The 12,689-nt window shown below is 71.9% G+C and carries 9 protein-coding genes; 4 read left to right on the forward strand and 5 right to left on the reverse strand.

Annotation, left to right across the window (positions count from 1 at the left end; translation table 11 throughout):
- Window positions 1-56: 56 nt before the first annotated feature.
- Window positions 57-944 (reverse strand): M15 family metallopeptidase, encoded by an 888-nt coding sequence (locus ACIPPS_RS26655; RefSeq protein ID WP_401436810.1) that lies wholly within the window; start codon window positions 942-944, stop codon window positions 57-59.
- A 59-nt stretch (window positions 945-1,003) separates the two neighbouring features.
- On the opposite strand from ACIPPS_RS26655, the gene ACIPPS_RS26660 reads away from it, so the two are divergent.
- Window positions 1,004-1,504, forward strand: a complete 501-nt coding sequence (locus ACIPPS_RS26660; RefSeq protein WP_401436813.1) for an NUDIX domain-containing protein — start codon at window positions 1,004-1,006, stop codon at window positions 1,502-1,504.
- Window positions 1,505-1,642: 138 nt separating this feature from the next.
- Here the strand turns inward: ACIPPS_RS26660 and ACIPPS_RS26665 are convergent, their stop codons facing one another.
- Window positions 1,643-3,997, reverse strand: a complete 2,355-nt coding sequence (locus ACIPPS_RS26665; protein WP_401436816.1) for a glycoside hydrolase family 31 protein — start codon at window positions 3,995-3,997, stop codon at window positions 1,643-1,645.
- Window positions 3,998-4,214: 217 nt separating this feature from the next.
- Between ACIPPS_RS26665 and ACIPPS_RS26670 the strand changes: the two genes are divergently transcribed.
- Complete coding sequence (locus tag ACIPPS_RS26670; protein WP_401436818.1) at window positions 4,215-6,185, forward strand: acetoacetate--CoA ligase; 1,971 nt, start codon at window positions 4,215-4,217, stop codon at window positions 6,183-6,185.
- 87 nt (window positions 6,186-6,272) lie between these two features.
- Here the strand turns inward: ACIPPS_RS26670 and ACIPPS_RS26675 are convergent, their stop codons facing one another.
- Complete coding sequence (locus ACIPPS_RS26675; RefSeq protein ID WP_401436819.1) at window positions 6,273-7,601, reverse strand: aminotransferase class I/II-fold pyridoxal phosphate-dependent enzyme; 1,329 nt, start codon at window positions 7,599-7,601, stop codon at window positions 6,273-6,275.
- Between the two features lie 48 nt (window positions 7,602-7,649).
- On the opposite strand from ACIPPS_RS26675, the gene ACIPPS_RS26680 reads away from it, so the two are divergent.
- Both ACIPPS_RS26680 and ACIPPS_RS26685 read left to right on the forward strand, forming a co-directional pair.
- The gene (locus tag ACIPPS_RS26680) at window positions 7,650-8,963 is read left to right on the forward strand and encodes an MFS transporter (RefSeq protein WP_401436821.1); all 1,314 of its coding nucleotides are present in this window, start codon (window positions 7,650-7,652) and stop codon (window positions 8,961-8,963) included.
- 22 nt (window positions 8,964-8,985) lie between these two features.
- On the forward strand, window positions 8,986-9,882 hold the full coding sequence (locus ACIPPS_RS26685; protein WP_401436823.1) for a hypothetical protein: 897 nt from the start codon (window positions 8,986-8,988) through the stop codon (window positions 9,880-9,882).
- Between the two features lie 80 nt (window positions 9,883-9,962).
- On the opposite strand, the gene ptsP is transcribed toward ACIPPS_RS26685, so the two are convergent.
- Both ptsP and ACIPPS_RS26695 read right to left on the reverse strand, forming a co-directional pair.
- Complete coding sequence (gene ptsP / locus ACIPPS_RS26690; protein ID WP_401436859.1) at window positions 9,963-11,633, reverse strand: phosphoenolpyruvate--protein phosphotransferase; 1,671 nt, start codon at window positions 11,631-11,633, stop codon at window positions 9,963-9,965.
- A gap of 82 nt (window positions 11,634-11,715) precedes the next feature.
- On the reverse strand, window positions 11,716-12,165 hold the full coding sequence (locus tag ACIPPS_RS26695) for a PTS glucose transporter subunit IIA (protein ID WP_401436825.1): 450 nt from the start codon (window positions 12,163-12,165) through the stop codon (window positions 11,716-11,718).
- Between the last annotated feature and the right edge of the window lie 524 nt (window positions 12,166-12,689).

Below are 12,689 nucleotides of genomic sequence, written 5' to 3' on the forward strand. Positions count from 1 at the left end.
AGGAAGTCTGGCACGGATGTCGAGCGCTGAGAACCGTACGCACCCTTATCGCGTCCCTACGTACGGAACGGGTGGCCGGGGCCCACGGGGGTGGTTCCGGCCGCCCGTTCCGTACGTCCGGGTGTCAGGTGGCCCGCGACCGAACCGCGCGCCACCGGGAAGTCGAAGAAGGTGCTCGGGAACGGCTCCGGCTTGAAGGTGAAGTGCCACCACTCCTCGGGCAGGTTCACGAAGCCCTGCTCGGCCAGCGTCTCCTTCAGGAGCTGCCGGTTGGCCCGCTGGACGCCCTGGATCCGTGGGTCGTCGGTGTGCGAGAGCGTGTCGAAGCAGTCGAACCCGGTACCCATGTCGACGGAGTTGTCCGGAAAGCGCTCCGCTCGCGGCTTGAAGCACTCCACCAGCTTCTCGCCGGGCACATAGGGGCGGGTGGGCCGGGCGGGCAGTCGCACGATCGTCACGTCGAGCGTCGAGCCCCGACTGTGGCCCGACTTCTCGGCGATGTAACCGTCCGCGAAGAGCCTCGACTTGTCGACCTGGGGATAGAACTCCTTCTTCATCCGCTCGTCGGCCAGGTCCTTCGCCCAGCGCACGAAGTGGTCGACGGCCCGCTGCGGCCGGTAGCAGTCGTAGACCTTCAGGGTGTACCCCTGCGTCCGCAGCCTGACCTGGGCACGGTGCAGCGCCTCGGCGGCGGGGCGGGTCAGGATGCAGACCGGCTGCCGATAGCCGTCGACCCGCTCGCCCAGGAAGTTGTGCGCCGTGGTGTAGCGCATCTCCTGAAGGATCGTCCGGTCCACGGAGCTCAGCGCCACGAACTCCTTCGGCGCCTTCGGCGCCTTCGGCTCCGACCTGGCCTGCGCGGACGGCACGGCGGCGGTGGCGGCCAGCAGGCCCGAGGCCGCGAGCACACCGAGCGTACGGAATGCGGAAGCAACTCTTGTCATGCCCACCGTCTATCAGGTTTCCCGGGGCGCGGGAAAGAGTGATCGCGTACGGTCCTGACGTGAAGGACACCTACTGCTCCAGCTGCGGCACCCGCTACTCCGAGTCGGCCGACTGGCCCCGCGCCTGCGCCGCCTGCGGCGCGGTCGTCTACCGCAACCCGCTCCCCGTCGCCGTCGCCCTGCTCCCCGTCACCGACGCGCAGGGCACCGGCCTCGTCGTCATCACGCGCACGATCGAACCCGCCCTCGGCGGCGTCGCCCTCCCCGGCGGGTTCATCGACCAGTCCGAGGACTGGCGGGACGCCGTGGTCCGCGAACTCCGCGAGGAGACCTGGATCGAGGCGTCGGCCGAGGACGTACGGCTCGCCGACGCGCTCAGCTCCCAGGGCGGCCACCTGCTCCTCTTCGGCCTTCTCCCCACCCGCGCGGCGGACGAACTGCCGCCCTCCGCCCCGACGGACGAGACCAGCGGCAGCCACCTGCTCCGCGCCCCGGCGGAACTGGCCTTCCCGCTCCACACGGAGGCGGTACGACGCTGGTTCGCGGGGAGATACGCCTGACGGCCGACGCGCGGATCCTGGATACCGGAGAGTGGATCCAACATCCAACATCCGAAAGCCAATATCCAAAACGCAATATCCGATGTCCCCGCCCAGATATCCAGGATCCGGAGCGGACCCCGACACCCCGCGCCCCCCTTACCCCCCACCACCCCGCACCCGCACCGGCAGCTCCACCTCGACCGCCCCGTCGTCCGTCACCCGCTCCACGACCACCCGGCCGTCCACCAGCCGCGACGTGTACCGCTCGATCTCCCCGACCTGCCACCCGTCACCGCTGTCCCGTACGACGAGCCCACCGCCGGTCCGCCCGGCGGCCGGGGCCCACACCTCCAGTTCGAGCTCCCCGTCCTCACCCCGCACCGGAATCACCGCCCCGGCCCGCGCGAGCACCGGGATACCGGACCAGGGCGCGTCGAGCAGCACCTGCCCCGGCCCGTCGTACGCCTGCCCCGTCGCCGTGTCGTACCAGCGCCCGCGCGGCAGCCGCACCGCCCGCCGGTCGGTCCCCCGGGCGAGCACCGGGGCCACGAGCAGCGCGTCGCCCACGAGGAACGCGTCGTCGCAGTCCCGAAGGACCCGGTCCTCCGGCGACCCCCACCACAGGGGCCGGATGTACGGCGCACCCGTCAGCCGTGCGAGCTGGGAGAGGGTCACGAAGTAGGGCCGCATGCGTTCCCGTTCGGCGAGCGCCACGCGCGCGTGCTCCAGAACCTCGGGGCCGAACTCCCACGGCTCGCGTCGCCCCGCGTCGAACGCCGCGTGCGTGCGGAACAGCGGCATCCACGCCCCCAGCTGGTACCAACGCAGGAACAGCTCGGGCGAGGGGCTACCGTCGAAGCCGCCCACGTCCGGCCCCGAGTACGGCACCCCGCACAGCCCGAGCCCCAGGACGAGCGACAGGGAGGCACGAAGCCCCGGCCACCCGGTCGCCACATCCCCCGACCACGTCCCTCCATACCGCTGCATGCCGGCCCACCCCGAGCGCGAGAAGAGGAACGGCCGTTCGTCCGGACGTAGCCGGCGCAGCCCGTCGTAGCCGGCCCGTGCCATCGTCAGCCCGTACACGTTGTGCCCCTCGCGATGGTCGCCGCCGCGCCCCTCCAGGGCATGCCGCGCCGAGCGGGGCAGCGACTGGTCGCCGAAGGGGGCGAAGGAGACCGGCTCGTTCATGTCGTGCCAGACACCCGAGAACCCCTGCGCGAGCCGCTCCTCGTACAGCCCGCCCCACCACTCCCGTACCGCCGCGTCCGTGAAGTCCGGATAGGCGCACTCGCCCGGCCACACCACCCCGTGCACCTCGCTGCCCCGACCGTCGCGGATGAAGGCCCCGCAGGCGGTCCCGGAGTCGTACACGGCGTTCCCCGGCTCCGCCTTCACCGCCGGATCGACGATGGACACCAGCCGTACGCCCTGCTCCCGCAGCTCGCCCGCCAGCCCCGGCAGGTCGGGGAACCGCTCGCGGTCCACCGTGAACACCTGGTGCGCGTCGTAGTGGTCGATGTCCAGGTGGAGCACCGACAGGGGGAGGCCCCGCTCGCGGTAGCCGGCCACCACGCGCCGCACCTCCCGCTCGCTGCCGAACCCCCACCGCGCGTGCTGCGGACCCAGTGCCCAGGACGGCGGCAGCGCCGGTGCCCCGGTCAACGCCGCCCAGCCGTGCAGCACGCGCGCGGGGGTACCGACCACCACCCAGCAGCGCAACGGCCCCCCGCCCATCCGGACCTCGCTGGTCCCCGGCCGGTCGTGCCCCGACCCGGCCCCCTCCTCACCTTCGGTGAGGGTGACCCGCCCCTCCCAGGAGTTGTCGTGGAAGGCCAGATGGGTCCCCGCGTCCGCGACGACGAACTGCACCGGCATCGTGATGTACAGCGGATCGTCCCCGGGGGAGAAGCTCCCCTTGGGATCGGTGTTCCACAGCCGGTACGTGCCGTCGCGCAGCCGCGGACCCGACGACCGTCCACCGAGGCCGAAGAACCGCGCGTCCGCGGGCACCTCGCTGCGCTGCGCCCACCGCGCGGGGCCGCCGGAGACCGGCTCCCACCAGCGCGGCGGCAGATCCCGGCGCAGGACCACCCCGCCGGGCGTGCGGATCTCCACCGCGCCGTGCCGGGACACCGCGACCGTCACCCGTTCGGAGACGACCCGCCACCCGCCGTCGGTGTCCGGCTCGAGGCGGGCCCGGGGGTCCGGGTCCGGCGCCTGTCCGGCCAACGCGTACGACGGCAGCTGCTCGGCCCCGTCCCAGCCCCAGAACACCGTGCCCCCGGCCGACACACTGATCCGCAGCTCCGAGCGGGCGAACCGGACGATCCCGCCGCCCGGCGACGGCTCCGCCTCGCCCACCGGCCCCGGCACCCGTGCCCGCTCCGCACCCCTCGGCGGCAGCCCCCACGCGTCCGTCCTGCGCTGCCGCCACGCCGAACGCACCGCCCGCAACCCTTGCACCGAACCGAACACCCTCACCGAACGCACCAGCTCACGACCGTCCATGCTGCTCAGCCTGCCAGTCGGTCCGGCCTTGGCGAGCTTCGTTCAACTGCCGTTCACCCGTGGTGGGAGCACATATTCAGCATCCCGACCATGGGCGGGGAACCCTGGTGCGAACGCCGCTCCCATGGCATCGTCCGTGTCAGCCGCGTCACGCGCACACCCCAGCACGTGCGCGGGACACACGCAGACCCCGCGTACGCCCAGGGAGCCACCCCACATGACATCAGCGCACACCGAGCCGCTCTGGCAGCCGGACGAGCCCCGCATCGACGCCGCAGCGGTCACCCGCTTCCAGGCCTGGGCCGCCGAGCGTCACGGAGCCCCGGCCGCAGGCGGATACCCGGCCCTGCACCGCTGGTCCGTCGAAGACCTGGAGTCCTTCTGGCAGGCCGTCGTCGAGTGGTTCGACGTCCGCTTCTCCACACCGTACGAGCGCGTCCTCGGCGACCGTTCGATGCCGGGCGCCCAGTGGTTCCCGGGAGCCACCCTCAACTACGCCGAGCACGCCCTGCGCGCCGCCGCCGAGCGACCCCATGACACGGCACTGCTGCATGTGGACGAAACACATGAGCCACGCCCGATCACCTGGGCCGAGCTGCGCCGCCAGGTCGGCTCCCTCTCCGCCGAACTCCGCGCACTCGGCGTGCGACCCGGCGACCGCGTCAGCGGCTACCTCCCCAACATCCCCGAGGCCGTCGTCGCCCTCCTCGCCACCGCCGCCGTCGGCGCCGTATGGACCTCCTGCGCGCCCGACTTCGGGGCGCGCAGTGTCCTCGACCGCTTCCAGCAGGTCGAGCCGGTCGTCCTGTTCACCGTCGACGGCTACCGCTACGGCGGCAAGGAGCACGACCGCCGCGAGACGGTCGCCGAGCTCCGCGCCGAACTCCCCACGCTCCGCGCCGTGGTGCACATCCCCCTCCTCGGCACCGAGCCCCCCGAGGGAGCGCTCGCGTGGTCGGCCCTCACGGCGGCGGACACGGAGCCGCTCTTCGAAGAGGTGGACTTCTCCCACCCCCTCTGGGTCCTGTACTCCTCCGGCACGACGGGCCTGCCCAAGGCGATCGTGCAGTCCCAGGGCGGCATCCTGGTCGAGCACCTGAAGCAGCTCGGCCTGCACTGCGACCTCGGCCCGCAGGACGTGTTCTTCTGGTACACCTCCACCGGCTGGATGATGTGGAACTTCCTCGTCTCCGGCCTGCTCACCGGCACCACGGTCGTCCTCTACGACGGCAGCCCCGGCTACCCCGACACGGCCGCCCAGTGGCGCATCGCCGAACGGACCCGGGCCACCCTGTACGGCACCTCCGCCGCGTACGTCATGGCCTGCGCCAAGGCGGATGTCCACCCGGGCCGGGACTTCGACCTCTCCGCGATCAACTGCGTCGCGACCACGGGCTCCCCGCTCCCGCCGGACGGCTTCCGCTGGCTCCACGACGAGGTCCGCGAGGACCTCTGGATCGCCTCGGTCAGCGGCGGCACGGACGTCTGCTCCTGCTTCGCCGGAGCCGTCCCCACGCTCCCCGTCCACATCGGCGAACTGCAGGCGGCCGGCCTCGGCACCGACCTGCAGTCCTGGGACCCGTCCGGCAAACCGCTGATCGGCGAGGTCGGCGAACTCGTCGTCACCAACCCCATGCCGTCCATGCCGATCCGTTTCTGGAACGACCCCGACGGCAGCCGCTACCACGACAGCTACTTCGAGATGTTCCCGGGCGTCTGGCGCCACGGCGACTGGATCACGATCACCGATCACGGCTCCGTGGTCATCCACGGCCGCTCCGACTCCACCCTGAACCGCCAGGGCGTACGGATGGGCAGCGCGGACATCTACGAGGCGGTCGAACGCCTCCCGGAGATCCGCGAGTCCCTCGTCATCGGCCTCGAAGAGCCGGACGGCGGCTACTGGATGCCGCTCTTCGTCCACCTCACGGACGGCGCGACCCTGGACGAGGCACTGATCACCCGCATCAAGCGGACGATCCGCGCCGAACTCTCCCCGCGCCACGTCCCCGACGACATCATCGAGGTCCCCGGCATCCCCCACACCCTCACCGGCAAGCGCATCGAGGTCCCGGTCAAACGCCTCCTCCAGGGCACCCCGATGGCCAAGGCGGTCAACCCGGGATCGGTCGACAACCTGAGCCTGCTCGACTTCTACGAGCACCTGGCCCGGTCCCGCACCCGCTGACGCGCACCCGCGCCGCGGGGCGGGCCGGCGCCCGGCCCGCCCCGCGACGCGAAGCAGCCGCGCGGGTTCCGGGGCGGCGGCAGCCCCCTACCCCCCGTACGTCGCCTGCGCCTCACCCAGGACGTCGGCGAAGTCCGAGGCCAGCCGCCGCGCCGCCGCCGCATCCAGGGTCGCCGTCGTGATCCGCACCGCCGTGGGCGCCGCGATACGGAACCGCGCCCCCGCGGCCACCCACCACCCGCGCGTCCGCAGCCCGTTGACCACCGCCGACTCGTCCCGTACGGGCACCCACACATTCAGCCCGCCCGCACCGGAGCCCCCGGCCGACCGGACACCGTACGAGTCCAGCGCGTCGACCAGCGCCGCCCGGCGTTCCGCGTACGCCGCCTCTCCGGCCGCCACCAGCCGCGCGACCGCCGGGTCGGAGAACAGCCCGAGCACCGTCTCCTGAAGAACATGGCTGACCCAGCCGGACGTCATCAGCATCCGTCCGTCGTGCCGTGCGAGCGTCACCGGGTCACCTGCGACCCCGGCCCACCGCAGGTCCACCCCCAGACGCTTGGAGACCGTCCGCACCTGCGCCCACCGCTCCAGCCCCGCCGCGGCCAGCGTCGGGGCCACCGGACCCGCGATCTCCACGTGGTAGTCGTCCTCGACGACCAGGACGTCGGGGAACTCCCGCAGCATCGCGGCCAGTTCGTCCCGCCGCCCGACGGAGAACGACGCCCCCGTGGGGCACTGGGCCCGCGGACTGCACACCACCGCCCGCGCCCCCGCCCGCAGCGCGCCCCGGAGCGCCTCGGGCGTGATTCCCTCGCCGTCCACGGCCACCGGCACCGTCCGTAGGCCCAAGGCCGGCACCAGGTCCAGGAGATGGTGGAAGCCGGGGTCCTCCACGGCCACCGCGTCCCCCGGCCGCAGCTCGACGGCGAGCAGCCGGGCGATGCAGTCGAGCGCCCCGTGCGCGAACGTCACCCGCTCCGCCGGTACGCCGTCGCGGGCGTACCAGGCGCGGGTCAGCTCCTCGAGGCCCGCGATCCGGGGCGCGGCGCGATGCGACCCGTACACGGGCCTGACCTCGCTCGGCGGCCGCAGCACCGGCAGGAAGGCCGGGTCGGGCAGGCCACTGGCGAGGTCCACCACGCCCGGCGGCACGCGCGGCGGCCGCCGCGAGGCGACCGAGGGCGCCTCCGCGACCACCGTGCCGCCCCGGCCCCGCGTGACCACCAGACCGCGCCCCCGCAGCTCCTTGTACGCCGTCGCGACCGTGCCGGGACTGATCCCCAACTCGTCGGCGAGGCGCCGCACCGGAGGCAGCGCGTCGCCAGGCGCGAGCTCGCCCTCGGCCACGCCGCGCTCGACGGACGCGGCAACCCCCTTGGCCGTCGTCCCCTGGATCGAATATTGTGTCACCACGTACTGAACTATGTATCAATACAATACTCGCGTCAAGGGGGAACCGAGTTGAGCCGCACGACTTCCTGGCACAGCGCCGTCAGCGAGCGCATACCCGGAGGCCGCGACGGCCGCCGGATGCTCGTCGTCAGCATCATCGACAAGACCGGCACCGGCCTCTGGGCCGGCTGCGCCGTCCTCTACTTCACCTACGTCTCCGGCCTCGGCCTCGGTCAGGTCGGCCTCCTCATGACCGTCTCCGGGGGAGTCGGCATCGCCGGATCCCCCCTCGCCGGCCGGCTCGCCGACCGCTACCCCCTCGTCACGATCATCGTCGGCGCCCAACTCATGCGCGGCGCCGCCCTCCTGCTCCTCCTCACCACCGACAACCTGCTCCTCCTCACGCTCTACTCCGCCCTCGGCGCCCTCCCCGACCGCGCCGGCAGCGTCCTCATCAAGCTCTACGCGGCCCGCCTCGCCGGCCGCGACCGGGTCCGCTACCAGGCGATCCAGCGCACCACCGTCAACATCGGCTGGTCCATCGGCGGCCTCGGCGCCGCCGCCGCGCTCGCCACCGGCAGCACGCGCGCGTACGGCCTGCTCCTCATCGGCAACGTCCTCACGTACGTCGTCATCGCCGCGCTCACCCTCCGCTGCGCCGAACCCCCGGCCCCCTCCCGCGTCGCAGCGACCTCCACCACCTCCCCGGCCCCCGCCACCACCGGCGAACCGGCACCCTCCCGCCCCACCTCCCCCTGGCGCGACCGCACCTTCCTCGGCTACACCGCCACCGACGCCGCCCTCTTCCTCGACGACACGATCCTTCAGGTCGCCGTCCCCCTCTGGATCGTCCACGCCACCAGCGCACCCGTCGGGCTGGCCCCGCTCCTGCTGGTCCTCAACACCGTCCTCGTCGTGATCTTCCAGGTCCCCCTCGCCCGGTTCGGCGCCACCACGAAGGCCGCCCGCCGGCTCCTGGTCCCCCTCGCCGGGCTCTTCCTCACCGGCACCCTGGCCCTTGCCGCCTCCGCGGCCGGCGGCACCGCCCTCGCCGTCACGGCCCTGGTCGTCGCCGTCGTGGCGCTGACCTTCGCCGAGATCATCCACGCGACCGCCTCCTGGGAACTCTCCGTCGCCCTGGCCCCCGCCCATGCTCAGGGCGCCTACCTCGGAGTCCACGGAATCGCCCAGTCCGCACAGCGATTCGCAGGCCCCCTCCTCGTCACCGGCGTCATGGCCGCGGGCGCGCTCGCCTGGCCCGTGCTCGGCCTCGGCCTCGTCGCGGCGGGCGCCGCACAGCACCGACTGATCCGCGACCGCCTCACCCAGCCGTCACCGTCACCGTCACTGTCAGTGGCGAAGGTTACGGTGAGTGAGCACTGATCGACAGCGCTCAGGGGGAGACATGACCCAGCCCGGCACCACCACATCCCTGCGCCGCGCCCTGCGCCGCGAAGTCCCCAGCACCGTCGGCCTCCTCGCCGATGAGGACGACTTCACCGCGATGCGCCGGTACGCCACGTTCGCCTTCGACGACCACGCCGCCTACCTCCGGCAGGTCGAAGGCCTCCTCAAATCCCTCGCCACCCAGGGCGGTCACACCACGGTCGCCCTCTTCGACCCCGAGGAGTACGAGCAGTTCTGCGCGGACACCGGCCTCGACCCCGACCGCCCCGCCAGCCGCAGCCGCTACACCGCCGAACTGGCCGCCGCCGGCGCCCTCGTCGCGTACACGGGCCAACCCATGACCACCCTGGTCCCCACTCTCATCGACACCGCCGTCCGCCACGCCACCTGGGAGTACGCCACGACGCTCCTCTCCGGCGCCGGCGACTGCGCCACCTGCGGCCAGGACATCGGCCGAGAAGCCTTCGCGCACGCCACACGCCAACTCACCCGACTCCTCGAAGCCGCCGGCCCCGGGAACCACCACCTCGTGTGCAGCGTCCCCGCCGACGACGAACACCTCCTCGCCGTCCTCCAGGCGACCCGCGACGGCGACGGCCCGGCCCACCTCGACGGCGACGAAGCAGCCGAGTTCGCCACCGTCCTCGCCGTCGGCATCGCCCTCGACAGCCCCGGGGGAGTCGTCCTGCGCACCACCCTCCCCGGCACGCGCGACCGCCTCCACGGCTGGCGCCTCACCGGAGGAAACCTGCGCCCCCTCACCGAAGCCGAAGTCTTCAGCGCCTACTGCACCGACGCCCGCACCGGAGAGCCGATCGCCCCCGAACCAGGCGTCGACCACCGCGCCGGTTTCGCCCTCGCCCCGGACGAGGACGACTGGCCCACCCACCACTGACGCCCACCGACGCCGAAGGGGCTCCCCGCCACACCCGTGACGGGAAGCCCCTCCGATCCACACCTACGAACGAGCAGGGATCACTCCCCGGAAAGCACCGCCTGCGCGGCCACGCGGGCCTCCTCGGCCGTGTCCGCAGCCCGAGCCGCGGCAGCGGCCCGCTCGCACTGCGCCAGCGTGTATTTGGCGAGCGTCGCCCGCACATAAGGAATGGACGCGGCACCCATCGACAGAGAGGTGACCCCCAGACCCGTCAGCACACAGGCCAGCAGCGGATCCGCAGCGGCCTCACCACAGACACCACAGCTCTTGCCCTCGGCCTTGGCCGCCTCCGCGGACAGCGCCACCAGGTCGAGCAGCGCAGGCTGCCACGGGTCCTGCAGCCGCGACACCGCACCGACCTGACGGTCGGCGGCGAAGGTGTACTGCGCCAGGTCGTTGGTGCCCAGCGACAGGAACTCCACCTCCTGCAGGATCGAACGCGCCCGCAGAGCGGCGGAGGGAATCTCCACCATCGCGCCGAACTTGGCCTGCAGCCCCGCCTCACGGCACGCGTCGGCGAAGGCCTTCGCGTCCGTACGGTCCGCCACCATCGGCGCCATGACCTCCAGGTACACCGGCAGACCCTCGACGGCCTTCGCCAGCGCGGTCAGCTGCGTCCGGAGCACCTCGGGGTGGTCGAGCAGCGACCGCAGACCCCGCACACCCAGCGCCGGGTTCGGCTCGTCCGCGGGCGTCAGGAAGTCGAGCGGCTTGTCCGCGCCGGCATCCAGCACCCGCACGACCACACGACCCTCGGGGAAGGCCTCCAGCACCTTGCGGTACGCCTCGACCTGCTTCTCCTCGGTCGGAGCCTTCTTGCTGTCGTCCAGGAAGAGGAACTCCGTACGGAAGAGACCGACACCCTCCGCACCGGCCTCCACCGCCGCCGGCACATCCGCCGGACCACCGACGTTGGCGAGCAGCGGCACCTTGTGCCCGTCCGAGGTCGCGCCCGGACCGCTGGACGCGGCAAGCGCGGCCTTGCGCTCGGCGGCGGCAGCGGTCAGCTGTGCCTTCTTCTCCTCGGTCGGGTTCACGAAGAGCTCACCGGTGGACCCGTCCACGGCGATCACCGTCCCCTCGCCGATCTCCCCCGCACCAGGCAGGGCCACCACGGCGGGAACACCCAGCGCCCGCGCGAGAATCGCGCTGTGGCTGGTGGGCCCGCCCTCCTCGGTCACGAAACCGAGCACCAGCGCCGGGTCGAGCAGCGCCGTGTCGGCGGGAGCCAGGTCCCGCGCGATCAGCACGTACGGCTCGTCACTGTCCGGCACACCCGGCATCGGCACCCCGAGCAGCCGCGCGACGATACGGTTCCGCACGTCGTCGAGGTCGGCCACCCGCCCGGCCATGTACTCACCCGCGCCCGCGAGCAGCTCGCGGTAGTGGGAGAACGCGTCGTAGATACCGCGCTCGGCAGTGCTGCCGACCGCGATCCGCCGGTCGACATCAGCGATGAGCTCGGGGTCCTGGGCGATCATCGCCTGGGCCTCCAGCACATGCTGAGCCTCACCGCCGGCCAGATTGCCGCGCGCAATCAGGTCGGCAGCCACAGCTTCCACGGCCTGACGGGCGCGCCCCTGTTCGCGCTCCGCCTCCTCGGCCGGAATCTGCTTGGCCGGCGGCTCGAGAACCGCCGTACCCATGTGCCGGACCTCGCCGATCGCCACTCCGTGGCTGACGCCGACGCCTCGCAGCGTTGTCTCCATCTCACCGTCTCCGATAGAGCGACGGCACACGGCCGCCGCGATGAATGTCGAACGTGTGGTCGTCACGTGGACGACGCAGGCGTCAGCTCCAGTGGAAAAGCTGGTCGCCGGCCTTCACGTCGCCGTCCTCGCTGAGCGCGGAGAGGGAGTCGGCCGTGGCCTCCAGGGCCACGACGGGACAGATGGGGGACTTGCCGGCGGCCTCGACGGCGGCCGGGTTCCAGCGGACGACGACCTGGCCCCGCTGCACGGTGTCGCCCTTGCTGACGAGCAGCTCGAAGCCCTCGCCATTGAGCTGGACGGTGTCGATGCCGAGGTGCGTCAGCACACCGTGCCCTTCGGCGTCGACGACGACGAAGGCGTGCGGGTGCAGAGAGACGATGACGCCGTCGACCGGCGAGACGGCCTCCGTCGAGTCACGGTCGGGGTCGATGGCGGTACCGGGACCGACCATCGCACCGGAGAAGACCGGGTCGGGTACAGCGGCGAGACCGATGGCGCGTCCGGCAAGCGGCGACGTCACGGATGTCATGGGAAGCCTCCCAGGGGCGGAGATTGTGTGGCGCCGTCACTGCCTGTCCTGGACGGCGTACTGTTCAGAAGCGTAAGTCATAGGAAGTCCCGGTTCCGCACGAGACGTACCAGTTGGCGGACCTAGGGACCACACGGAAACGATTTGCCTCAGCTGGCGGTGGGATGTACTGTCGTACTCCTGCCTGGCCCCAACGCGGCTTTGAGTCGTGGGTCGGCAGCACCTATCGAGCCAGATCCTAACCCCAGTGGTCTACACCTCTGCATGCCTGTGGAGCGCGTGGTCAGGGGGAGCGAAAAAGCCTGGTAGTGTTTGACCCCGCCGCAAGGGAAAGCGCGAAAAGCGAATTCCTGAAATGGCAGCCCGCTCCAGCGGGTGGCAGAAACGGAAATCGGATCTGCTAAGCTGGAAACACGAAAGACCGAAGGGAAAAGCCCGGAGGAAAGCCCGAGAGGGTGAGTACGAAGGAAGCGTCCGTTCCTTGAGAACTCAACAGCGTGCCAAAAATCAACGCCAGATTAGTT

Source organism: Streptomyces sp. NPDC090127, assembly GCF_044746945.1.
Taxonomy (GTDB): domain Bacteria; phylum Actinomycetota; class Actinomycetes; order Streptomycetales; family Streptomycetaceae; genus Streptomyces.

Excerpts from the sequence above, each read along its gene's own strand:
- ACIPPS_RS26655 (WP_401436810.1), bottom strand. The coding sequence starts at position 944 with ATGACAAGAGTTGCTTCCGCATTCCGTACGCTCGGTGTGCTCGCGGCC.
- ACIPPS_RS26665 (WP_401436816.1), bottom strand. The coding sequence starts at position 3,997 with ATGGACGGTCGTGAGCTGGTGCGTTCGGTGAGGGTGTTCGGTTCGGTG.
- ACIPPS_RS26670 (WP_401436818.1), top strand. The coding sequence starts at position 4,215 with ATGACATCAGCGCACACCGAGCCGCTCTGGCAGCCGGACGAGCCCCGC.
- ACIPPS_RS26685 (WP_401436823.1), top strand. The coding sequence starts at position 8,986 with ATGACCCAGCCCGGCACCACCACATCCCTGCGCCGCGCCCTGCGCCGC.
- ptsP (WP_401436859.1), bottom strand. The coding sequence starts at position 11,633 with ATGGAGACAACGCTGCGAGGCGTCGGCGTCAGCCACGGAGTGGCGATC.
- ACIPPS_RS26695 (WP_401436825.1), bottom strand. The coding sequence starts at position 12,165 with ATGACATCCGTGACGTCGCCGCTTGCCGGACGCGCCATCGGTCTCGCC.